This window comes from Bifidobacterium sp. LH_416 (genome assembly GCF_056357055.1).
Genome location: NZ_JBKEVJ010000001.1, coordinates 802,097 through 825,278, shown reverse-complemented (window position 1 = coordinate 825,278; position 23,182 = coordinate 802,097). Strand labels below are relative to the sequence as shown.

At 60.8% G+C, this 23,182-nt stretch carries 25 protein-coding genes and 1 tRNA gene; 21 read left to right on the top strand and 5 right to left on the bottom strand.

The window, feature by feature from the left end:
* The first annotated feature begins 16 nt into the window (after positions 1–16).
* Genes AC1AY0_RS03650 through AC1AY0_RS03625 form a run of 6 tightly spaced genes read left to right on the top strand, consistent with a single transcriptional unit; the run spans position 17 to position 7,486 of the window.
* Complete coding sequence (locus tag AC1AY0_RS03650; protein ID WP_476525826.1) at positions 17–799, top strand: phage distal tail protein; 783 nt, start codon at positions 17–19, stop codon at positions 797–799.
* 18 nt (positions 800–817) lie between these two features.
* Positions 818–4,162, top strand: a complete 3,345-nt coding sequence (locus AC1AY0_RS03645; protein WP_476525959.1) for a phage tail protein — start codon at positions 818–820, stop codon at positions 4,160–4,162.
* Positions 4,163–4,174: 12 nt separating this feature from the next.
* Positions 4,175–4,720: a nitrate reductase gene (locus AC1AY0_RS03640; protein ID WP_095346233.1), complete on the top strand. Its 546-nt coding sequence runs from the start codon at positions 4,175–4,177 to the stop codon at positions 4,718–4,720.
* Between the two features lie 14 nt (positions 4,721–4,734).
* Positions 4,735–4,917 carry a hypothetical protein gene (locus AC1AY0_RS03635; protein ID WP_022527298.1) on the top strand — a complete coding sequence of 61 codons (183 nt, stop codon included), beginning with the start codon at positions 4,735–4,737 and terminating at the stop codon, positions 4,915–4,917.
* Positions 4,904–5,896 carry a hypothetical protein gene (locus tag AC1AY0_RS03630; protein ID WP_476525824.1) on the top strand — a complete coding sequence of 331 codons (993 nt, stop codon included), beginning with the start codon at positions 4,904–4,906 and terminating at the stop codon, positions 5,894–5,896. Before AC1AY0_RS03635 ends, AC1AY0_RS03630 begins: the two co-directional genes overlap by 14 nt.
* Positions 5,897–5,908: 12 nt before the next feature.
* Positions 5,909–7,486 carry a hypothetical protein gene (locus AC1AY0_RS03625; protein ID WP_476525823.1) on the top strand — a complete coding sequence of 526 codons (1,578 nt, stop codon included), beginning with the start codon at positions 5,909–5,911 and terminating at the stop codon, positions 7,484–7,486.
* 249 nt (positions 7,487–7,735) lie between these two features.
* Here the strand turns inward: AC1AY0_RS03625 and AC1AY0_RS03620 are convergent, their stop codons facing one another.
* A complete protein-coding gene (locus tag AC1AY0_RS03620) occupies positions 7,736–8,137 on the bottom strand; it encodes a hypothetical protein (protein WP_476525821.1) in 402 nt (133 codons plus the stop codon).
* Between AC1AY0_RS03620 and AC1AY0_RS03615 the strand changes: the two genes are divergently transcribed.
* The 6 genes from AC1AY0_RS03615 to AC1AY0_RS03590 all read left to right on the top strand — a co-directional run bounded on the left by AC1AY0_RS03615 (position 8,138) and on the right by AC1AY0_RS03590 (position 11,394).
* The gene (locus AC1AY0_RS03615) at positions 8,138–9,136 is read left to right on the top strand and encodes an RNA-directed DNA polymerase (RefSeq protein ID WP_476525820.1); all 999 of its coding nucleotides are present in this window, start codon (positions 8,138–8,140) and stop codon (positions 9,134–9,136) included. It begins immediately after the preceding gene.
* Positions 9,124–9,297, top strand: a complete 174-nt coding sequence (locus AC1AY0_RS03610; protein WP_165781903.1) for a hypothetical protein — start codon at positions 9,124–9,126, stop codon at positions 9,295–9,297. The genes AC1AY0_RS03615 and AC1AY0_RS03610 overlap by 13 nt, the downstream gene beginning before the upstream one ends.
* A complete protein-coding gene (locus tag AC1AY0_RS03605) occupies positions 9,294–9,428 on the top strand; it encodes a CD1375 family protein (protein ID WP_278251017.1) in 135 nt (44 codons plus the stop codon). Before AC1AY0_RS03610 ends, AC1AY0_RS03605 begins: the two co-directional genes overlap by 4 nt.
* A complete protein-coding gene (locus tag AC1AY0_RS03600) occupies positions 9,425–9,748 on the top strand; it encodes a hypothetical protein (RefSeq protein ID WP_101625613.1) in 324 nt (107 codons plus the stop codon). The genes AC1AY0_RS03605 and AC1AY0_RS03600 overlap by 4 nt, the downstream gene beginning before the upstream one ends.
* A 62-nt stretch (positions 9,749–9,810) precedes the next feature.
* Positions 9,811–11,046 carry a GH25 family lysozyme gene (locus tag AC1AY0_RS03595; RefSeq protein WP_476525817.1) on the top strand — a complete coding sequence of 412 codons (1,236 nt, stop codon included), beginning with the start codon at positions 9,811–9,813 and terminating at the stop codon, positions 11,044–11,046.
* An 84-nt stretch (positions 11,047–11,130) separates the two neighbouring features.
* Complete coding sequence (locus tag AC1AY0_RS03590; RefSeq protein ID WP_476525815.1) at positions 11,131–11,394, top strand: phage holin; 264 nt, start codon at positions 11,131–11,133, stop codon at positions 11,392–11,394.
* Between the two features lie 68 nt (positions 11,395–11,462).
* On the opposite strand, the gene AC1AY0_RS03585 is transcribed toward AC1AY0_RS03590, so the two are convergent.
* On the bottom strand, positions 11,463–12,287 hold the full coding sequence (locus tag AC1AY0_RS03585; protein WP_169241686.1) for a tyrosine-type recombinase/integrase: 825 nt from the start codon (positions 12,285–12,287) through the stop codon (positions 11,463–11,465).
* 95 nt (positions 12,288–12,382) lie between these two features.
* Positions 12,383–12,456 (bottom strand) — tRNA-Met (locus tag AC1AY0_RS03580).
* A 205-nt stretch (positions 12,457–12,661) separates the two neighbouring features.
* Between AC1AY0_RS03580 and AC1AY0_RS03575 the strand changes: the two genes are divergently transcribed.
* The 9 genes from AC1AY0_RS03575 to AC1AY0_RS03535 all read left to right on the top strand — a co-directional run bounded on the left by AC1AY0_RS03575 (position 12,662) and on the right by AC1AY0_RS03535 (position 21,122).
* The gene (locus AC1AY0_RS03575; RefSeq protein ID WP_476525813.1) at positions 12,662–13,702 is read left to right on the top strand and encodes a homoserine O-succinyltransferase; all 1,041 of its coding nucleotides are present in this window, start codon (positions 12,662–12,664) and stop codon (positions 13,700–13,702) included.
* A 373-nt stretch (positions 13,703–14,075) separates the two neighbouring features.
* The gene (gene atpB, locus AC1AY0_RS03570) at positions 14,076–14,885 is read left to right on the top strand and encodes a F0F1 ATP synthase subunit A (protein ID WP_033890627.1); all 810 of its coding nucleotides are present in this window, start codon (positions 14,076–14,078) and stop codon (positions 14,883–14,885) included.
* Between the two features lie 89 nt (positions 14,886–14,974).
* Complete coding sequence (atpE, locus tag AC1AY0_RS03565; RefSeq protein WP_033890625.1) at positions 14,975–15,205, top strand: ATP synthase F0 subunit C; 231 nt, start codon at positions 14,975–14,977, stop codon at positions 15,203–15,205.
* A gap of 94 nt (positions 15,206–15,299) precedes the next feature.
* Positions 15,300–15,818, top strand: coding sequence for a F0F1 ATP synthase subunit B (locus tag AC1AY0_RS03560; RefSeq protein WP_033890624.1), 519 nt, complete (start codon positions 15,300–15,302; stop codon positions 15,816–15,818).
* A 46-nt stretch (positions 15,819–15,864) separates the two neighbouring features.
* Positions 15,865–16,695 (top strand): F0F1 ATP synthase subunit delta, encoded by an 831-nt coding sequence (locus AC1AY0_RS03555; protein ID WP_033890623.1) that lies wholly within the window; start codon positions 15,865–15,867, stop codon positions 16,693–16,695.
* 81 nt (positions 16,696–16,776) lie between these two features.
* Positions 16,777–18,405 carry a F0F1 ATP synthase subunit alpha gene (atpA, locus tag AC1AY0_RS03550; RefSeq protein WP_101625617.1) on the top strand — a complete coding sequence of 543 codons (1,629 nt, stop codon included), beginning with the start codon at positions 16,777–16,779 and terminating at the stop codon, positions 18,403–18,405.
* A 3-nt stretch (positions 18,406–18,408) separates the two neighbouring features.
* Entirely contained in the window at positions 18,409–19,329 is a 921-nt protein-coding gene (locus AC1AY0_RS03545) for a F0F1 ATP synthase subunit gamma (RefSeq protein WP_033890621.1), read from the top strand.
* A gap of 9 nt (positions 19,330–19,338) precedes the next feature.
* A complete protein-coding gene (gene atpD, locus AC1AY0_RS03540) occupies positions 19,339–20,826 on the top strand; it encodes a F0F1 ATP synthase subunit beta (RefSeq protein ID WP_033890620.1) in 1,488 nt (495 codons plus the stop codon).
* On the top strand, positions 20,826–21,122 hold the full coding sequence (locus tag AC1AY0_RS03535; RefSeq protein WP_033890619.1) for a F0F1 ATP synthase subunit epsilon: 297 nt from the start codon (positions 20,826–20,828) through the stop codon (positions 21,120–21,122). The genes atpD and AC1AY0_RS03535 overlap by 1 nt, the downstream gene beginning before the upstream one ends.
* Before the next feature lie 94 nt (positions 21,123–21,216).
* Here AC1AY0_RS03535 and nucS read toward each other — a convergent pair whose 3' ends face one another.
* Both nucS and AC1AY0_RS03525 read right to left on the bottom strand, forming a co-directional pair.
* Complete coding sequence (nucS, locus tag AC1AY0_RS03530; RefSeq protein WP_033890617.1) at positions 21,217–21,930, bottom strand: endonuclease NucS; 714 nt, start codon at positions 21,928–21,930, stop codon at positions 21,217–21,219.
* 85 nt (positions 21,931–22,015) lie between these two features.
* Positions 22,016–22,972 (bottom strand): FKBP-type peptidyl-prolyl cis-trans isomerase, encoded by a 957-nt coding sequence (locus AC1AY0_RS03525; protein WP_101625618.1) that lies wholly within the window; start codon positions 22,970–22,972, stop codon positions 22,016–22,018.
* Positions 22,973–23,182: the final 210 nt, after the last annotated feature.

The following is a 23,182-nucleotide window of genomic DNA, read 5'->3' as shown; positions in this document are numbered from 1 at the left end:
GAGAAAGGACAGCATCATGCTCTACCAGCGGCGCATGCGCCTGCCGCGCATCGAAGACCCCACGCTCAACGGCACGCCGCTGGAGCGCATGATGCTGTCCCTGACCTCCGACGGCGTCACCATCGACAACGCCGAACCCACGGTAAGCATGCAGGACATGCCCGGCCGAGACGGCCGGCTTGACCTGACCCTCACCGACCCGACCGGCGCCGCGTACATGGGCAACCGCACCATCACGCTCACCCTGTACGCCATCGGCGGCGAAGACGACATCCTCGCCGCCAAACAACGCCTCGCCGCCCTAGCCGGCACCATCGTCTCACTCTCATGGCGCAGCCTGCCCGGCGAATACCGAGGCCGCATGAGCCTCGGCGCATGGACGGACAAATGGGCCGGCCCCCGCCAGATCGCCACCACAGTCACCATGAGCATCGACGCCCACCCCTACCTGATCGGCCGCACCACCGGCCTGATCCTCAACAACGGCGCCAACACCATCCGCATCAAGGGCAACCGCGCATGCTGGCCCGCATGGGCCATCACCCCCGCATCCGGCGCCAAGACCATCAGCCTCCAAGACGCGCACGGCCACAAGCTCGCCGTAACGTCCACCAGCGTCATCACCGGACGAATCAGCATCGACACCACGCCCGACTCGCGCGAACTGCGCATCAACGGCAACCTCACGGCCCCGACCCTCGACAGCGACTACTTCCCCCTGCTGCCCGGCGCGAACACGATCACCCTGACCGGCATCGCATCCGCCAGCCTCGCCTACCATCCACTCACCCTCATCTAGGAGACGACATTGCGCTACATGATCTTCGACCGCTGGGGCAACCCGCTCGGCGACCTGCCCTATGCCATCAAGGCCATCCGCACCCGAGCCACCGACGCGACCGACACCCTCGACATCACCACCATCGGCGAGATCAACAAGGACGAACGCATCGTATTCAGGGACTCGATGGGCCGCTGGGCGGAATACCTGTGCCAGTCCACCGACACCACGCGCGCCGCAGGCATGCCCGTCACCGTCGCCTACTGCACCGGCAGCATCGCCGAACTGTCCCGCACGTACATCGAGGACAAACGCAACCGCAACGCCAACGCCAAAGCCTGCCTGACCAAGGCATTGGAAGGCACCCGCTGGAGCGTCGGCACCGTCGAGACCGGCACCCTCGCCGGCATGGCCGACCTCGCCTTCTACCACTGCACCGCCCTCGAAGCCGTCCAGAAAACCGCCGACACCTACGGGCTCGAAGTCCAGACCGAATACCAGCCCGACGCCAACGGCAACCGCATCGGCCGGCGCATCATCCACCTCATCGAACACCGGGGCTCCGCCAACACCACGAAACGTTTCGAATACGGCAAGGACCTCACCCAGATCAAACGAGACATCGACAGCGGCGACGTCATCACCCGCCTCTACGGGTGGGGCAAGGGCGTCGAACAGACCAACGAGGAAGGCGAGGCCACCGGCGGATACAGCCGCAAAATCAGCTTCGCCGACGTCAACGACGGCAAACCCTACGTCCAAGACGACAACGCGCTGGCGAACTGGGGCATACCCGGCCCCGACGGCACCAAACACCACAGCGAGGCCGCCGTGGACTTCCCCGACTGCGAAGACCCCAAGGAACTCCTCACCCTCACCAAAAACGCGCTCAAGACCCGCACCACGCCCGTCGTCTCCTATACCGCAGACGTGGCCGCCCTCGGCCAAGCCGGCCTCAGCACGGAAGGCTCGGACGTCGGCGACAGCGTGCAGATCATCGACACCAGCTTCACCACGCCCCTGCGCCTCGAAGGACGCATCCTCCAGATCGAGGAAGACCTAGCCGGCAGCCTCGCCGACACCAAGATCACCCTCGGCAACATCCGGCAAACCTACACGCAGCGCATGGCCGCCCAACAGCAGGCGCTCGACAAGCTCGTCTCCAACTCCGGCGCATGGAACAGCGCCGCCGGCGGCACCGGCCCGTACATGAAGGACCTCATCGACCGGATCAACCAGATCATGAACGCCACCGGCGGATATACGTACCTCAAACCCGGCCAAGGCATCTACGTGTACGACAAGCCCGAAGACCAGAACCCCACCCAATGCATCCACATCGGCGGCGGCTTCTGGCGCATCACATCATCCAAAAAACCAAACGGAGACTGGGACTTCCGCTCTCTCGCCAACGGCAAAGGCATTTTCGCCGACGCGATCTACACCGGCCTGCTCTCCGATGCCGCAGGCTACAACAGCTGGAACCTCGACACCGGCGACTTCAAACTCTCCGCACGGACGACGGTCGGAGGAAAAACGGTCGACGCGATCGCCGGAGACTCATCGTCGGCAGCGCTCGCCGCAGCGAAGAAGTACGCCGACCAGATGAAGCGTGAGTCCGACCAGACCGACCTCGACAACCTCGCCGCTGCCAAGGACTACGCGCAGGCGAAAGCCGAAGAGGCCCGAAAGAACGCGCTCGCGTCCGCCTCGACGGACGCGACGAACAAGGCGAACGCGGCCCTCGAAGCCGCCAAGAAGGCGGCGCAGGCGTACGTGGACGCCTTGGACGAGTCCCTTGGGCAGAAGAGCGTGTTCGACCGGCTCACGAACTACGGCAAGATCCAAGGCCTGTTCATGCAGAACGGCAACCTGTATGCCAACGCGTCCTACGTCAAGTCCGGCGTCCTGGACGCGAACCTCGTCAAGGCGGGCATCCTGACCGACAAGAAGGGCTTGCAGTACTGGGACATGACCACCGGCGAATTCCGACTGGCCGGAACCAGTACCATTGCCGGCAACAAGGCGAGCGACCTCGCCACCACCACGGCGGCGCAGCGGCTCACCTCCGAAGCCGAGGCTGCGGCCAAGAAGTACGCCGACGGCATCGGAACGGACACGCTCACCTCAGCCAAGGCCGACGCCGCAAGCAAAGCAAACGCCGCGCAATCCGCTGCGGCCGCCGATGCTACCAAGAAGGCGAACAGCGCGGAAGCCAACGCCAAGAAAGCCGCCTCGACGGACGCGACGAACAAGGCGAACGCTGCCCTCGAAGCCGCCAAGAAGGCGGCAGCCGACGGCGACACCAGCACGCTCGAAGCCGCCAAATCGTATGCCGACAACACGGCCACGAGCCATGTGAACACGTTCGAAAAGGCGCTCACACAGCAGTACATCTTCAACAAGCTCACCGACGGAGGCAAACTCCAAGGCCTCTACATGAGCAACAACCTGCTGTACGTCAATGCCACATACCTGCGGTCCGGCATCATCAGCGGCGCGAGAAGCTACTGGAACCTCGACACCGGAATCTTCAGCATGAGCGACGCGAACGGAGTCGAAACGGTTCATCTCGACGGCAACGGCAGCCACAACACGCTCACCGGCACCTTCCAGACTGGCACGTCCGGCTCACGACTGTGGATGAGCCCGAGCTTCAAGCAGACACCAGTCGGCGGAACCGCCGACATCACCGGCGCCGGCGTCTCGTTCATCCACGCAACCACGGCGGCGCAGCATCCATACATCGCTGCCGAGTCCACGAATTCCGAACTGGGCGAGATCTCGACGCTGACGTTCAACGGCGGCCGTCGGGCGGACACCGATCCGGGCGCCTTCGTGCGAGTTGGCAGCACGAAAAACAACAACAACAAGAAAGAGGCTATATTCCAAGCGCTCGCCTTGCGCGACTACAGCGTGGAGTCCAGTGGCGCGAAAAGCTCCGGCGCGAGACTGGTGTCCCTCGCATCTCCTGCGACCGACGCTTTGGACACATACGCGGAGATCGCATCATGGGATCCGAACGGCGTCGTCGGTGTAAAGGCTGACATCAACACGGGATACCTCTACATGGGTGGTTTTCTCGGAGGATACACGAACCGTCACACGTTCGTGGGATCCGAGGCATGGCAGGCATGGAAACCGAATGGCGGATCAATATCGGTCGGCGAAAGCGTCTCCGTGCACTTCTCCACAGGGTCGCCAGCCAAATACGGAAGATACTACGCCGTCGCAAACGCCGATGGCGAATGGGGTGGCATCGTCATGCATGTCAAAAACACCGGAGGCCAATCGGGATGGGACATCCAACTGTACAACGCTGACCGAAACCCTTGTTCGGTCACGATGTGGTGCGAGACGCTCGGATGGCTCGTTAAATAAGGACGGTCGAACATGAAACAAACCATGACCATGAACGACGGGAACATCATCGTCAACTGTGACGAACCCGTCAACGGATACCAGCAATTCGTGTTCTCCCCAGGAACCATTGCATCCTGGACGGCACTGCTCGGACTTGGATCCACAGCCGAAGCAGTCGCCGCGATAATGCAAGGCGTCGAGGACACGACGCGATACGATCCGTCAACCGGCAGGGGGGTCTGGACGGAGGCCTATGAAGCGCTCGAAGCGGCGCTGAACGACAGTGCGGCGGACATGTCAATGCTCGCCGATGACGGAACCGTCCAGAACGATCCGCTGACTGTAGCCCGCAACGACACCAGAAAAGGCATGTACCTACCAACCATCCCGCAACAGGCGCAATCGGTATCGACATACGCCCTCGAAGACTCAGACGCCGGAACCGGCATAGACACGTCCTGCGTTGACGCACAGGCGCTTTCCGACCTGCTCTCAGACAAGACGGTTGCCAATGCCATCGACAACGCCGAGGAAAGCTTCTACGCAAGCCTCATGCCGCAACCAATAACCAGATGAAAGGTAGTAGAAAAATGAACGATGACCAGCAGTACGTCAGCTTCGACCGACTCGTATCGCAGAAGCTTTCCGAACAACTCGCCGACGCGAACCGGCAGATCGCCACACTCGCCGCCATGTGCGACATCAAGGACGCGCAGATAGCCGAACTCCGCAGCCAGCTCGAAAACAAGGACGACGGCAATGGCAACGCTTGACGCATTCCGCACCGCAAGCGGCGACCCACTCAAACTCGACTTCGCCAACGACTACGTGCCGGACGTGCGCCTCAACGCCGGCGACATCAACGGCCGCACCATCACCGTCGAACTCACCGACAACGGCACCCCCATCACCGACACCACCGGAATCACCTGCGCGCTCGCCTACAACACCAGTCCCGGCAGCGACCTCGGCGACCGCGTGACCATGAGCGCGGTCAGCGGCGCGGCGACGGCCACGTTCCGCGCGGCGGTGCCCCGCAAGGCGCTCGTCAAGCCCGGACGCATCCTGTTGGGCATCGAGATCAGCAGCGGCGGCAACAAGGTGTGCTCGCGCAACTTCTACGGGCTTGTGGAACGCGCCGTGTTCGACGCCACCTCGCCGGACATCGACGACAAGCTCGGCCGGATCGAACAGCTCATCCTCGACGCTGACAAGGCCACCAGCGCGGCGAACACCGCATCCGGCAAGGCCAACACGGCCGCGACGGCGGCGAACACGGCGGCCACGGCCGCGAACACCGCCACGGGCAAGGCCAACACCGCCACCACGAACGCCAACACGGCCACCAGCGCCGCGAACACGGCGGCATCCAAGGCAACCAGCGCGGCAAGCTCGGCCACCACGGCCGCATCCAATGCCAACGACAAGGCCACGGCGGCCAACACGGCCGCCACGGCCGCGAACACGGCGGCCGGCAAGGCCAACGACGCGGCGGCCAAGGCGACAAGCGCCGCCGGCGACGCAAGGGACGCGGCGGAAGCCGCCCGCACCAGCACCATCGAATACTCACAGCTCTCCGACGACTGCAAGGAAAAGATCGCCGCCAGCGCATCCGCCGGCGTCGTCTTCGCCACACAGGCGGAAATCGACGCCCAATACGAATCGGTGATCGAACCCGCCCTCGGCGGCGACAACATCCCTCCGCTCACCCAAGACGACATCGATTGGGCGCTCGGCATCATCAACCAGTAGGAAGGAACCATCATGGCGAACATACAGAAGGTCATGACCTTGGAGGACACCGCCAAGCTCATCGCCAAAGTCCACGCCAACGCCACAGGCGGCGCGAAGTTCGAATACGACACCGCCAAGGGCGAATACGGCAACCTCGCCGCCTACTTCACCGCCCACACGGATGGCAAGGTATACGGCGTGAAATTCCCCAAATACACGTACAGCAACACGCCAACCGGCGTGAAGACCCGCGACAACGCCAACCTGACCATCGAGATCAGCACCAACGACAAGGCCGGCCGCGACGACTACGCGGCCTTGAACGCCTTCCGCGTATGGGACGTCAACGCCACCGTAGACGACGACGGCGTGCCCCACGTCACCGCCATCGAAGGCCTCGACAACCGTTTCAAACGCGATGGCTCGAACGGCGACGTATACGTCATGACATGCCCCGGCTACTACAAGCTCGACAGCAGCGGCACCCACAACGAATTCCTCTACAGCGACACCCAGTACGACGGATACACGCCCATGCCGGGCGTGCTGCTGCCCGACGGATCGAAACGCGGCTGCATGCTCTACGCCAAATACGCCGCATCGCTCGACTCCAGCCTGCGGCCGCTGTCCATCAGCGGCGTGGAGATCGACCGCGAATTCGGCTCCCAAAACAGGGCGATCGACTACGCGCTCAAGAAGGGCAAGGGCTACGCCGGCCGCTGCGCCGGCGACAACTTCTATACCCAGCTTATGCTCATGCTCAAGTACGCCACCAAAAACTCGGACGTGCTCGGCGGCTGCTGGAACTACAACACGCAGGCCGCAGTCACCACGGCCGAAACCAACGCCAAGCGCGTCATCATCGCCACGACAACCGCCGCCAGCATCGACATCGGCACCACCGTCAACATCGGCACCGACAAGGAACGCAACAACGCCGCCAACTGGAGCGCCGCCCGCGCCCGCACCGTCCTGAGCAAGACCGCCATCGACGCCAGCAACACCGCGCTCAACCTCGACGGCGACGCCATCACCACGACCACCGCATGCTTCGTCAGCGTCATGCCGTGGAAGACCGGCAGCACCGACAAGATACTCGGCATCGACGGCCGCCCAGCAACCGCCAACGCCACTCGCCAACCCATCCGACTGCAAGGCATCGAACTGTTCAACGGCATCTACGAAACCGACGCCGACCTCATCGCCAACGCCATCAAGGACAACGACGACGCCGGCCGCGTCGAACTCTACCGCGTGTTCGACATCACCAAGGCATCCAAGGCATCGACGGCGAACTACACCAAGATCGGCGAATTCCCGGCGCGCACCAAAGACACCGACAACTCGTGGAAACAGGCCGAGGACTTCACGCTGTCCAACGGTGTGCTCATCCCCACCGGCATCGCGGCCACCAGCACCACCGGCCTGTGCGATGGCGTATACGCCAACCCGCTCACATCCCAAGGCCTCCGACAGGTGCTGCGCTTCGGCGCCCTCTGGATCGGGGCTGCCTGCGGCGCTTTCGCCGTGAACCTCTCGCCCGGCCTCGCGTATCGCTGGTGGTACATCGGGGGCCGCCTTTCTGCGCTCGGTCGCACGAAGGCGTAGCCGCAGTGCGATGGGGGTGAAGCGAAGCGAGGGGGCGAAAGCCCCCTCCTACGTTTCGCAACGTCTTGGGGATTTGTGGCGGTACGCCTCCGACGTTCGTGCGCTTGGTGCAGCGCTTCGGCAACCTCAGGAACGGGGCTGCCTGCGGCGCTTTCGCCGTGAACCTCACGAACGACCTCGCGAATCGCAGGTGGAACATCGGGGGCCGCATATCAGGAACCTGTCATCACATAAGCCATTACGCCACAACTACCCTCCACGCCAGCCAGTGAGAGGGCAAGCCACGGCCCAGCCGAAAATCAAACCGAGCACCCGGCCGGTAGACGACCCCCGCCAGCACCGTCGAACGCCGGCATAGTCCAGATAGGAAAAGCTCTGAAAACCCATTGCAAGCACACCCGATGCGAAACCCCCACGTTCGTCCGCACGGCGATCGACCACTACCTCAAGGGCAAACGATCGCGCCGCGACGTTACGCGCTTCCTCGAAACCCACCCCGACCTCGACCGGCTCGCCGAGCGGATCGGCGACGAGATACGCGAGGGCCGATACCGCGACACCCGGATCATCTACTTCAACCGCGTCGAACCGATCAGCAACAAGCATCGCGTCATCGGTCGCGAATCGGTGCGCCACCAAATCTATGACCATGTGGCCGTCATGGCGCTCCAGCCATTGCTCGATGCGAAGGTCGGCCGATGGCAGACCGCCAGCATCCCCGGACGCGGCACCATCGACGCCCGCCGCGCGATCAAACGATGGACGCGCGAACGCAGCTCGAAATGGTTCGTGAAACTCGACGTGCGCAAATACTATCCCAGCATCGACCGCCCCACATTGAAGGCGATGCTCGCGCGCGACGTCGGCGATCCGATCCTGTTGCGTCTCGTGTTCCACCTCATCGACCGGTACCAAGGCGACAACGGCCTCAACATCGGCAGCTACCTCAGCCAATGGCTCGCCAACTACTACCTCAGCCATGCCTACCACTGGATCGAATCGCCGGCCATGACCATCGAACGCACCAGCCGGCGCACCGGCGAGATCACCCGCCGCCGGCTCGTCACCCACCAACTGTGGTACATGGACGACCTGCTGCTCATCGGCACCTCCAAACGAGACCTCAAGATCGCCGCCAGCCGCATCGTCCATTACCTGCGAGACCGGCTCAGACTCGACGTGCACGAGGAATGGAACTGCAAACGCCTCGACCTCGAACCCATCGACATGGTGGGCTACACGTTCCGGCCCCACGGCCGCGTCAACATCCGCAGCGGCGTGTTCCTCCGCGCCCGCCGAACGTTCAACAAAGCCCGACGTCGGCCAATGAGCGTGTTCCTCGCGCGACGCTGCTGCTCCTACTACGGATACCTGCGCAACAGCGACAGCATCCGATACCGGCGACGCCACCGCATCGACCACACCATGCGCCGCGCCACCCGGCACCTATCCACCCAATACAGGAAGGCAAACCAATGCTCCAGACCGTATCCAGCCCCGAACCCCTCGAAGAGGTCAGCTACTACCCGCGCGGCGACGGCCTCGCGGACATCCGCATCCGCCGCAACCTCGCCACCGTCCTGCACGAGGACGGCGATACCGCATGGACGGAATACACCGCCGACGAAGCCTATACCGTGCGCGACCTGACCGAGCAGGAAGCCATCGAACAAGCCGATTCGATATGGCTGGACTGCCTGCAAGCCTCCAAGACCGACAGCGAACGACTCAGCGAACTGGAGGCGTCCAGCCTCGATCAGGACGAGGCATTGGCCGAAATCTACCAGCTCCTCGCAGGAGGTGAAGCATGAGCAAAGCCATGATCCGCGTCTACGCCCGCCTCGTCATCGCCGGCCGCAAGACCATCGACGACGTACCCGAAGCCGGCCGCGAAGCCGTACAGGCATACATCGACGGCCTCGCGGGGGAGGGCGGCGAGTGAACCCCATAGCCCAACAGCTCACCGTCTGGGCCGCCACCGGCATCATCGGAGCGATCGCCGGCTACGCGATCGCATGGTGCCGCAGCCGCATCAAACGCGACGGCGCTATGGACGTGGGCGTGCGCGTCCTGCTCCTATGCGAACTCGAACGCCAGCAACGCGAACTCGTCGCAGGCGGGGCCACCGCTGACAACGAGACCAAGGCCCGCGCCCAGACCGTCTACGACGCCTACCACCAACTCGGAGGCAACGGGCACGGCACCCAAGTCAACAACGACATCCAGAACATGCCGATAGCCCCGAAAAAACCACAGGTTTAGCCCTCGCCGATCCCGGCGGGGGCTATTTTCATGCCCACCCAACACACAGGAAGGATAAGAATTTGGGCAAATACAAGAACAAAAGCAAGCCGATCACCGCGCTCATCGCCGCAATCGTCGCCATGCTGCTCGCCACCGCGCCGGCCATCGCAATGGCCGACATGGTGGGCATCGACGTGTCCGGCTGGCAGGCCGCGAACGTCACCTGCACCGCGCAGTACGACTTCGCCGTCGTCAAGGTCAGTCAGGGCATCGGCTTCGAGAACTCCAGTTGGCGCACGCAGGCCAAATGCGTGACCGACCGAGGCAAGAGCCTCGGCCTCTACCACTACGCAGGCGGCAACAACGCCACCAGCGAGGCCGACTACTTCGTCGCCAAGGCGAGGGACTACATCGGCAAGGCCGTGCTCGTGCTCGACTGGGAGTCCTACCAGAACGCCCAGTGGGGCAACAGCAACTGGGTGCGCCAGTTCGTGCAGCGCGTCCACACGCTCACCGGCGTATGGCCGATGGTGTACGTGCAGGCCAGTGCGCTGGGCCAGATACCCAGCGACGTCAAGGCCAACTGCGGCCTATGGGTCGCCCAGTACGCCAGCAACGCGCCCACCGGCTACCAAAGCCGACCGTGGAACTACAGCCTGTACGGCGAAGCCATGCGCCAGTACACCTCCAACGGCTGGATCAGCGGCTACAACGGCCCGCTCGACCTCAACTACTTCCGTGGCGACGCATCCCAGTGGCAGGCCTACGCCAACCCGGCCGGCAAGGCGCAGACCACGACCCCGCCGCAGGTCGAGAAGCCGCCGACCCAGACCGTCGATCTACAGGCCCTCGCCACGGCCACGATCCGTGGCGACTACGGCAACGGCCAGCAGCGGCGCGACGCGCTCGGCGCGAACTACGACAAGGTAATGGCGATCGTCAACCAACGCCTCGCCGGCACCGCGACCGCAGCGCCGCAGCAGACCACGCAGGCCAACACGACCCGCGTGACCGTCCGCAGCGGCGACACCATGAGCGCCATCGCCGCCCGCACCGGCCTGTGGCCGCTGTCCAAGTGGAGCGTGCCCAGCGGCAACCTTAACCTGATCTACCCCGGTCAGGTCGTCGCCTACAACGGCGGCGGCAGCGTCGCCACCGGCAGCAATGCGCCGCCGGCGACCCGTACCGTGACCGTCCGCAGCGGCGACACCCTCAGCGGCATCGCGGCCCGCCTCGGCATCAGCTACACGCAGCTCACCGGCTATCGCAGCGGCAACCCCAACGTGATCTACCCCGGCGAAGTTCTGCATTACTGAGAGCCAACCCGAACCCAACCTAGGAACCTTGCACCCGATACTGGGCGAGGTTCCTAGGTTCCAAATCACAGAATCGAGGACAATATGACCGACGAAAACACCGAACCGAAGACCGCCAGCACGGAGCCGACCGTGCCTGATTGGCTGCTGCCGAACCGAGCCTATGACGTGCTCAAATGGCTCGCGCTGATCGTGCTGCCGGCCATCGGCGTGCTCGTGCAGACCCTCGGCCCCGTCTGGGGCTGGACGTGGGCCGATCCGGCCGCGACGACCATCAACGCCGTCGCCCTGACCATCGGCGTCGTCATCGGCGCAAGCACCCTCAAGGCATACGCCACCAAGCACTGACAAAACAAAGCCCCCGAACCCATCGCATCCAATGCGGCAGGTTCGGGGGCTTTTCGTCGTATATGGGGCTAGGCGGCGAGGCGAGTGGCGGCGACCGCGGCTCTCAATCGATCGTCTGGCATGGCTATGTATCGTTGCGTGGTCTCGACCGAGGCGTGGCCTAGGAGTTTGGAGACGAGCAGTAGGTCGTGTGTGGCGGCGTAGGTGGTGGTGGCGTATCGGTGGCGCAGGCTGTGGGCCGTCCATCCGTCGCCGAGCAGCGTCGAGAGGTGCCGGCCGATGTAGCTCGACTCGACGTGTCCCGACCATCGGCCGGGGAAGCAGTAGCCGTGGGCGGATCGGATCAGCAGGGCGAGGTCGTCGCCGATCGGCACGATGCGCTGCTTGTCGCCCTTGCCTACGACGACGAGGCTCCAGCCCACGAGGTCGCGCATCACGTCGCGGCTGTGCACCTTGGCGATCTCGAAGCGGCGCAACCCGCATTCAGCGCCGAGCCTGAGCATGAGCCGTTCGCCTTCCGTGGCCTTGCGCAGCGCGGCGAGTATCACCATGTCCGGGCATGGGCGGGGATGCGGCTCGGGACGCTTCACGGTCGGCAGGAACTCGCTCGGATCGCACTCGGATCGGCCTGACACCTTGAGCCATCGGAAATAGCTGACGCAGGCGTTCTTAGCGCCCTTGCGCGTCTCCGGCTTCCATTCCTTGCCGGCGAAGTGGGCGAGCAGGTCGTCGCCCTCCACGTCCCTCGGATCGCCCTCAAGCGCCCTCGACAGTGCGGACATCTGGCATCGGCGAGTGCCGATCGTGTTGGGGGAGTAGCCCGCCGCCTTGAGGGAGTCGAGCCATGAATTGATTGATTCTGCCCAGAGCGGGCTTGGATATTGTTTTTTCACAGGACATCATCGCCCGTTCAGCGTGTTTGGCCCTGTAGGGCACGGCGGATAAACGAAAGGCCGCCACGAATAATCGTGACGGCCTCCGCCCGCAGTAGCGGGGACAGGATTTGAACCTGTGACCTCTGGGTTATGAGCCCAGCGAGCTACCGAGCTGCTCCACCCCGCGTCGGCTTGTCTTTCAGACAGCTCTACCTAATTTACTGATGAATCAAATATTGTCAACATGAATGCATTTCTTCGGCGTGTCGCATTACTGGTGTCGGGGAATTCATAATGTTTATAGTGCGTTATAACCGCAATCTATGTGTTCTGCATGGCATTAGAGGCGTCTCGGGAGTGCAACATATCCGGAACAAGACCATAATGAAGACATGCCTATCAAGATTCCCAGCGGCCTGCCGGCCCGAGCCATCCTCGACTCCGAGCGCATCTTTGCTCTCGAGAAGCCCGAAGCGGAGCGTCAGCGCGTACGCCCGCTCAAACTGGTAATCCTGAATTTGATGCCCAAGAAGATTGAGACCGAAACGCAGCTGTTGAGGCTCATCTCCAAAAGCCCATTGCAGGTGGAGATTGACTTTATGAAAACCTCCACGCATGAGGCCACGCATGTGTCCGCCGACCATCTGGTGAAGTTCTACGAAACATTGGATGCGTTCAAAGACAATTACTATGACGGTTTTGTGGTTACCGGTGCTCCGGTGGAACATATGCCGTTCGAGGAAGTGGACTATTGGGAGGAGTTCAAGACCATTCTTGATTGGGCCTCCACCCATGTGTTCTCCACCATGTACCTGTGCTGGGGCGCAATGGGCGCGCTGTATTACCGCTATGGTGTGCGCAAGGTGGACTATCCGCAAAAGATCTTCGGTGTGTTCCCGCAATATCTGCAGGATGAGTACTGCTTCTTGACTAATGGTTTTGATGAAATCGCTTTGCAGCCGCATTCGCGCCTGGCTGGCGTAAACGAGGCTGATTTGGCGCTGAAGAAGCAGGAGCTTCAAGTGCTGACCTGGGGGCCGCAGTCCGGCCCGGGTCTAGTGGCTACGCGTGACTTTTCCGAAGTGTTCGCGCTGGGGCATTGGGAGTACGGCAAATACACGCTTGCTGAAGAGTATGAGCGCGATATGGCCAAGGGCATGACCAACGTGCCGTTCCCGAAGAACTACTTCCCTCATGATGACCCGTCTTTGGAACCGCTGTTCAGCTGGCGTGCCCACGGCAATCTGTTGTGGCGCAACTGGCTGAACTGGGTGTATCAGACCACGCCATATGACCTGACCGAGGTCCCGGAGCTGAGGAAAGAGAAGAAGCTCGGCACCGATCGCTCGATTCGGCATTTGCCGGGAGGTCCACGCAAGGACAACTTCGAGCCATTCCTGCATGACGGCTACGGCGTGATTCAACGGGGTTGATGGGCCTGCTCTAGGGTATTCGTGTCGTTATGTGACCGCTCCGCGGACGTAGTGATGTTCATTATTTGGACGCTTAAATAAACGAAATTCGGCAGCTCCAGAGCAAACGTCTAATAGGGAATCGGAACATAACGAAATGATAAAACCCTTATGGCAGTAAGGGCGATGGCGGACACGCCCGAATGCCGTTGACTTTGTCCCAAGTCAGGCCAATAATCACCTTTCAGTCATTCGGAGTCGAATGCCGCAGCGTCGACTCCTGTCCCCGCACGGCAGGCCCCGGAGCGGGGAGCGGAAGTAACCAATACGTCACATTTGCGCGTCCCGCTGGTCTAAACTGACACCTGACATTGAAGAAGCAGGAGGCGTGAGAATGAACGAAGCCCTTTTGAACGGGTTAGCTTTGGCCGCAGACGGTCCGAAATTCCCGACCGTTAACGACTTCCTTCTTCCACAGATCATCTTCCCAGGAACCCCGTTTGCGATGAACCGCATCATCATGGTGCGCATCATCGCCACGGTAATCATGCTGGTCATCCTCGGCATCTCCGCCGCACGAGCCAAGCTGATTCCTGGCCGCTGGCAGGGTGCCGTGGAATGGGTCATCGAATTTGTGCGTGACCAGATCGTCTACCAGGTGATGGGCAAGGAGCGCGGTCAGCGCTACCTGCCGATGATTACCACCATGTTCTTCACCATTCTGGTGTTCAACCTGTGCGGCATCATCCCTGGCTTCAACATTGCAGCCACCGCTACCATCACCATGCCGTTGGTCTTCGCTGGCTGGTGCTTCTGCCAGTACTGGATCGCTGGCATCCGCGAGAAGGGTCTCGGTTCCTTCTTGAAGGATGAGCTCTTCCCGAAGGGCGTGCCCGCTCCGATCTACATCCTGCTGACCCCGATTCAGATTTTGGAGCTTCTGGTGATTCGCCCGGTCTCCCTGACCCTGCGACTCTTCGCCAACATGGTCTCCGGCCACATCACCGTTGGCGTGTGCCTTGCCGCCACCCAGTGGTTCCTTATCGAAATCCCGAACAAGCTGTGGTCCATCCTCGGCGTCGGCACGCTTGCCGCAGGCCTGATTATGACCCTGTTCGAGATCTTGGTCGCAGCACTGCAAGCATTCATCTTCGCCATGCTGACCACCGCATACATCAACATGAGCTACCCGGAAACCGAGTGATTTGAGGACTTCGGCCCCAATCACCGGTACCCCTTAAAGATTTTCAAGATTTCCTTCGTTACAGAAGAAAAACCAGAAAGGAAAAACCCATGGATATCATCACCCTCGCTGAGGTCGCTGGTAATCTCAACGCAATCGGTTACGGCCTTGCCGCCATCGGCCCTGGCATCGGTCTGGGCATTCTGATTGGCAAGACCATCGAAGGTACCGCTCGTCAGCCTGAGCTCGGCGGCCGTCTGCAGACCCTGATGTTCCTGGGCCTGGCATTCGTCGAGATTCTGGCCCTCCTCGGACTGGTGGCCGGCTTCATCTTCCAGTGATTGTGGCCGTTGCCTATCGCACGGTGCAAGCCGATCGGTGGCAACGCAAGAAAGCAATCGCAAACGGAAATGAAGCTATGAAAGGAGAACGGCAATGACTTTAGCGGAAAACGGTATTAACCTGTTCATCCCCGAGGTCTACGACATCGTATGGTCGCTGGTTATTCTGGCCATCATCGCGGTGTTCTTCTACAAGTTCTTCATGCCGAAGTTCCAGGCCATTTTCGATGAGCGTACCGCCAAGATTGAGGGCGGTATCGCCAAGGCTGAACAGGCTCAGAAGGAAGCTGCTGAAGCCAAGGCCAAGTACGAGAGCCAGCTGAGCAACGCCCGCGTGGAAGCCGCCAAGATTCGTGACGACGCCCGCGCCGAGGCATCGCATATCGTTGCCGATGCTCGTGCCCGTGCGGAAGCCGATGCCGCTCAGATTACCGCCAACGCTCAGCGTTCGCTGGAATCCCAGCAGCAGCAGGCTATGGTCTCGCTCAAGGGCGAGGTCGGCGCTCTGGCCACCGCTCTGGCCGGCAAGATTCTTGGTGCCAAGCTCCAGGACAGCGATGTGCAGTCCTCGATGATTGACTCCATGATCGCAGACCTGGACGCCAAGAAGTGACCGTGAACATCGTCAGGAACATCCGTAACCAGAAAGGGAGGTGACCATGCGAGGAGAGGCATCTCGTATTGCAGACCGCGAGTCGCGTGATTCGCTGGCCCCGAAGCTGCGTGACACCCGTGAGGATGCATGGCGAATCGGCAATGAACTGTTCAAGATCACCAGCGTGCTCGATCACAACATTGCGTTGGAGCGTGCGCTGACTGATCCCTCCCGCCCCCAAGCGGATAAGGTCGCAGTACTGAACGAACTGTTCAAGGGCGAAGCTCATCCGATGACGGTGGAGATTATGACCGATCTGGTTGCCCGCCGTTGGAGCCGCGCTCGGGATATCGCCAACGCAGTGGAGGACTTCGGTGTGGACGCCATGATGTACTACGCTGACGCCACCGACGCCACGTTGCAGGTGTCCATCGAACTCTCGCAGCTGCATTCGGCCTTGCTGACCCTGCCGGTTGTGCGCGCCAAGCTGTATGACGATCAAGCTTCCAGTGATTCTCGTGTAAAGCTCTTCCGTGAAATCTTCGACGGTAAGGGACTGAACAAAATCACGATGAGGCTCGCCGAACACGCTACGTGCAACCTGCGTCGCCGCCGCTACTTGGAAACCATCCAGTGGCTCATCAACAAGTTCTCCCGCCATATGGGCGAATCGATGGTCACAGTGACCACCGCAACCCCGTTGAAGGATGAGCAGATCGAACGCCTGACCAAGGTCTATTCGGCCAAGGCCGGACGTCCGGTGCACATCAATTCTGTGGTGGATCCGAGCGTGCTGGGCGGTATGCGCATTCAGGTGGGCGATGAAGTCACGGATAACACCGTGGTAGCCCAGCTGCAGCATCTGAACCGCACCGTGAAAGCGGGCACTAACTGAGTGGTCGGTGCATCAGCACCCTCCGCGCAGCGGAACACAAGCAAAGACTTGACTGAACAATAACCAATAGAAGGAGTGATCATGGCAGAACTGACCATCGATCCCGCCTCGATTCGCAAGGCCTTGGATGACTTCGTGTCGTCCTACCAGCCGAGCGACACCCCCACCCAGGAAGTGGGATATGTCGCCACGGCAGGCGATGGCATTGCCCACGTGACGGGGTTGCCTGGTTGCATGGCCAATGAGCTGCTGACGTTCGAAGACGGCACGCTCGGCCTGGCGTTCAACCTTGACGCCCGTGAGATCGGCGTGGTTATCCTCGGCGATTTCGCTGGAATTGAGGAAGGCCAGGAAGTGCGCCGTACCGGCGAAGTGCTCTCCGTGCCTGTCGGCGACGGCTACCTCGGCCGCGTCGTGGACCCGCTGGGCAAGCCGATCGACGGCCTCGGCGAGATCAAGAGCGAAGGCCGCCGCATCCTCGAAGCCCAGGCTCCGGACGTGATGCACCGCCATCCGGTCGACGAGCCGCTGTCCACCGGCCTCAAGGCCATCGACGCAATGACCCCAATCGGTCGTGGCCAGCGCCAGCTCATCATCGGCGACCGCCAGACCGGTAAGACCGCCATCGCGATCGATACCATCATCAACCAGAAGGCTAACTGGGAATCCGGCGACCCGAAGAAGCAGGTGCGCTGCATCTACGTGGCCGTGGGCCAGAAGGGCTCCACCATCGCATCGGTGAAGCAGAGCCTGGAAGATGCCGGCGCTATGGAGTACACCACCATCGTGGCCTCCCCGGCTTCCGATTCCGCAGGCTTCAAGTACATTGCACCGTACACCGGTTCCGCCATCGGCCAGCACTGGATGTACAACGGCAAGCATGTGCTCATCGTCTTCGACGATTTGTCGAAGCAGGCTGAAGCCTATCGTTCGATTTCCCTGCTGCTTCGTCGTCCGCCGGGGCGTGAAGCTTACCCGGGTGATGTGTTCTACCTGCACTCCCGTCTGCTCGAACGCTGCGCCAAGGTCTCCGATGACCTCGGTGGTGGCTCGATGACGGGTCTGCCGATCGTCGAGACCAAGGCAAACGATGTGTCTGCCTACATCCCGACCAACGTGATCTCCATCACCGACGGTCAGATCTTCCTGCAGTCCGACCTGTTCAACGCCAACCAGCGTCCTGCTGTGGACGTCGGTATCTCCGTCTCCCGAGTCGGTGGCGCTGCACAGACCAAGGCACTGAAGAAGGTCTCCGGTACGCTGAAGATCTCCCTGGCGCAGTACCGCTCGCTGGAATCCTTCGCCATGTTCGCCTCCGATCTGGATGCGGCATCCAAGGCTCAGCTGACCCGTGGTGCTCACCTGACCGAGCTGTTGAAGCAGCCGCAGTTCCACCCGTACTCGATGGAACAGGAAGTCGTCTCCGTGTGGACTGGTACCCACGGCAAGCTCGACGATCTCGAGCTGAAGGACGTGCTCCCGTTCGAGCAGGGTCTGCTGGACTACCTCGACCACAACACCGATATCCTCAAGACCATCCGCGAGACCGAGGACTTCACCGCCGATACCGAGGCTGCCCTCGGCAAGGCTGTGGATGCCTTCCGTGCCACCTTCGTGACCTCCAGCGGTAAGCCGCTGGTCGACAAGAAGCCTGACACTTCCAAGGCCGCTCCGGTCGAACAGGAAAAGATCGTGGCGGGAGAGAAGTAAGCCATGGGCTCGCAACTCGCATTGAAATCACGCATCCACTCCACTGAGTCGTTGGAGAAGATCTTCAACGCTCAGGAGATGATCGCGTCTTCGCATATCGCCAAGGCCCGCGATGTGGCCCTGAACGCGAAGCCGTACACCGATGCGATTTTCGATGCCGTGCAAGCATTGGTGGCGCATACCCATATCACGCATCCGATCGCTGTGAAGGACGAGGACAACCCTCGCGTGGCTGTCCTCGCCCTCACCTCGGATCGTGGCATGGCCGGCCCGTACACCTCTTCGATTATCCGTGAAACGGAATCGCTGCTGGCCCGCCTTGAGGCGGATGGCAAGCAGCCGGAGCTGTTCGTGTACGGCCGTCGTGGTTCGACGTACTACAAGTACCGCAACCGTGACGTGGCGGCCACATGGGAGGGCGACACCGATCAGCCCGGCGTCGAGATCGCCGAGACGATCTCCAACACACTGATGGACGCCTACATGAAGCCGGCTGAGAAGGGTGGAGTTTCCGAGCTCTACATCGTCTTCACCGAATTCATCAACATGGTGGTTCAGAAGGTGCGTGTGCTGCGCATGCTGCCCGTGGAAATCGTGGGGAACGAAGCCAAGGTCCCCGATCCGGAGGATGAGAAGGCATCAGAGGATATTCCTCCGCTGTACGCCTTCGAGCCGAGCCTGGACGAAGTACTGGACGCAATTCTGCCGAAGTACATTCAGTCTCGTATCCACGAATGCTTGCTGACTGCTGCGGCCTCTGAGACTGCAAGCCGTCAGAACGCCATGCACACGGCAACGGACAACGCACGCAATCTGGTCGACGACCTTACTCGTAAGCTCAATGCTTCGCGTCAGGCCTCGATCACGCAGGAACTTACCGAAATCATCGGCAGTGCTGATGCACTGAACACAAAGGAAGAGTAGGAACGCACTATGGCTGAGAATCAGACCACTGTGGCTTCCGAGACCAACGGCGAGCCGATTCACGGACGCGTCACCCGAGTCCAGGGTTCGGTTATCGACGTTGAGTTTCCGGTCGGCCATATGCCCGACATCTACAACGCCCTCCATGTGACCATCGTCAACACGGGCGCCAAGGAGGAAGGCGAGGCCAAGGCGACCGAGATCACTCTCGAGGTCGAACAGCACCTCGGTGACTCCACCGTGCGCTGCGTGGCACTGAAGCCGACTGACGGCCTGGTGCGCGGCGCCGCTGTGTACGACACCGGTGCTCCGATTTCCGTGCCGGTCGGCGATGTGACCAAGGGCCACGTTTTCGACGTGTCCGGCAACATCCTCAACAAGAAGCCGGATGAGCAGATCACCGTTACCGAGCGCTGGCCTATCCACCGCAACCCGCCGGCATTCGATCAGCTGGAATCCAAGACCCAGATGTTCGAGACTGGTATTAAGGTCATCGACCTGCTGACCCCGTACGTGCAGGGCGGCAAGATCGGTCTGTTCGGTGGTGCAGGCGTGGGCAAGACCGTGCTGATTCAGGAAATGATTCAGCGCGTGGCCCAGAACCACGGCGGTGTGTCCGTGTTCGCAGGCGTCGGCGAGCGTACCCGTGAGGGTAACGATCTGATTGGCGAAATGGACGAGGCTGGCGTGCTTGAGAAGACCGCTCTGGTCTTCGGTCAGATGGATGAGCAGCCGGGTACCCGTCTGCGCGTGCCGCTGACCGCACTGACTATGGCAGAGTACTTCCGTGACGTGCAGAACCAGGACGTGCTGCTGTTCATCGATAACATCTTCCGCTTCACGCAGGCAGGTTCCGAGGTGTCCACGCTGCTGGGCCGTATGCCTTCCGCTGTGGGTTACCAGCCGAACCTGGCCGATGAGATGGGTGCTCTGCAGGAGCGCATCACCTCTACGCGAGGCCACTCCATCACCTCGCTGCAGGCCATCTACGTGCCGGCCGATGATTACACCGACCCGGCCCCGGCCACGACCTTCGCTCACTTGGATGCAACCACCGAGCTTTCTCGTGACATTGCTTCCAAGGGTATCTACCCGGCAGTGGACCCGCTGAGCTCCACCTCGCGAATCCTCGATCCGCGTTACGTGGGCCAGGCTCACTACGAGTGCGCCAACCGCGTCAAGGCCATTCTGCAGCGTAACAAGGAGCTGCAGGACATCATCGCCCTGATCGGTATCGACGAGCTCTCCGAGGAAGATAAGACCACTGTGAACCGTGCTCGTCGTATCGAGCAGTTCCTTGGCCAGAACTTCTACGTGGCTGAGAAGTTCACCGGTCGTCCGGGTTCCTACGTGCCGGCCGATGAGACCATCGAAGCCTTCACCCGCATCTGCGACGGCGTGTACGACGACGTTCCTGAGCAGGCATTCTCCGGCATCGGCGGCATCGACGATCTCGAAGAGAAGTGGCACAACATGCAGAAGGAACTGGGTGAGTGATGGCTGAATCGGAAAAGACCACGATGAAGGTGAACATCGTCGCTGCCGACCATCCTGTGTGGCACGGCGAAGCATCCAGCGTGACCATTCCCGCCTCTGAGGGCGGCATGGGTATCCTGCCGGATCACGAGCCTGTGCTCACGGTAATCAAGCAGGGTACGCTCACCGTGGTTGAGCCCGATGGCAATCGCCATATGTTCGAGGTGACAGACGGATTCATCTCCTTCGACTCGAACAAGCTCACCGTGGCGGTCGAGCGCGGCCGTGACGTGCAGTACTCCAGCACGGAGGACTGAGCTCGCAGCTAGCGCGACATAGCGTAAAGAGGGGCTTTCTCTGAACCATCAGAGAAAGCCCCTCTTTCATGTTGGAACAGCCACGTTAGCCGCGTTAGAACAAACGCAGCGAATCGTCTTCGGTGCCTTTCATATCGTCATAGTCAAGAATCAGACAGGTGAAACCGCGATCCTTGGCCAAGACCTGGGCCTGCGGTGTGATGGTTTGCGCGGCGAAGATGCCATGCACAGGGGCCAGCAGCGGGTCACGATTGAGCAGTTCGCAGTAACGGGTCAGTTGCTCAACGCCGTCAATACCGCCGTGACGCTTGATTTCCACGGCCACATGCTCACCCTCAGCATTGATGGCCATAATATCCACCGGGCCAATAGCAGTTGGGTATTCGCGACGCACCAGCTTCGCACCCTTGCCGATGCGCTCGATCTGCTCGGCAAGATAACGCTGCAAATGATCCTCCACACCATCTTTGATCAGGCCTGGGTCTTCGCCTAAATCATAGGTTTGGTCGGAATAGACATGATTCAGCGTGACTTCCAAAACATCCGAGCCCTTATCCGCAGTGACGCGAAGCACTTTCTCGGCAACCTTTTGTTCGTCTCCGGCCTCTTGCACATCCTGCGTATCCGGCACAATTTCCTTGATCGTGCATGGCGCGGTCATCCAGTTGAGCGGTTTATAGGAGCCCAACTCAGAGAAAATCAGCAGGCTTGAATCAGCCTTAATCAACAGTACACGTTTGGCCAGCGGAAGTGTGGCGTTGAGTCGGCCGGAATATTCGGCCGAGCAGTCGGCAACAATAATGCGCATAGGCACCCACTGTAACGTAATCCATAACAAAAGGGCTCCCGTTAAGGGAGCCCAAAGTCAAAAGACTGCAGAACGATTACAGCAATCAGTACGCAGCGAGAATATCGATGACGAACACCAGTGTAGAATTCGCGGGAATCGAACTCTGAGCAGAAGTACCGTAGCCATCATCTGGCGGAATCACCAGCAGCACCTGAGAGCCAACGGTCTGACCAATCAAACCCTTCTGCCAGCCGGTGATTACCGTGTGCTGACCACCAGAGTACAGATCAGCATCAATGGTGGTGTTCTTGGTCCAGGAGGAATCGAACTGGGTGCCATCGGTAAGCCAGCCAGTGTACTTGACCACCACAGTGTTCTTATCGGTCAACTCCTTGCCGGAACCCTTGATCAGCGTCTGGGAAATCAACGAATCCACGGAACCCTGACCATTCATATCAATCGAAGGCTGGCCGTTCTTGGCGCGAGTCACCTTCGGCAGATTGGCGGGCACATCCTTGACCTCCTCGCCGGTGGCCTTCTCAAGATCCTTGGACTTGGAGACGAAGGTCATCGCCAGAATATAGGAGTAGCCGGAAGAATCGGAATCATTGACGCCGAAACCGATAGTGGTGTTGATCTTGGCACCCTTGATCTGGTTGTAGTAGGTGGAGGAGAGCGTGGAGGAATCCACCTTAAGCGAGCAATCCGGAGTGTTCTTGGTCCAGGTGTCCATCAGCTCGGTGCCGTCCTTGACATTAAGAGCAATGCCCTGAGCGCAGACGCGGTCGCCATCTTCAATAGTGTCTCCATCGCCCTTTTGCAGCACTACATAAGAGCCATCAGACACTGTCATCGGAGTATTGAAGGAGATGGTCGGCTTTTCGCCAAGCTTGCCCTTAGCGGTTACGCCAGCAATCTGATTGGCGGAAGACTTCGAAGAATCCTTGGAATCGGAAGAAGAAGAGGAAGAGCTGGAGCAAGCGGCCAGCGATACACACATGACCAGCGAGCATGCCAAAGCGGCGGCTTTGAGCAAGGGTTGGAAGTAAGACTTACGCATGGCATACCACAGTACCGGCAAACCCTGATTTTTCGCGTTCTAAGGTAATAGACAGGTGAAGATTGTAGAATGGTGACGTTATGAGTGCTCAAGAACAGACCATGAGTCCTGATCAGGACGTCATCGATCCTCTGAAGAACGACTCCGTGGAGCATGATTCCGCTGTGAGCGACTCCAGAGAGAACAAGGACGGCGAGCCCAAGCGTGCCG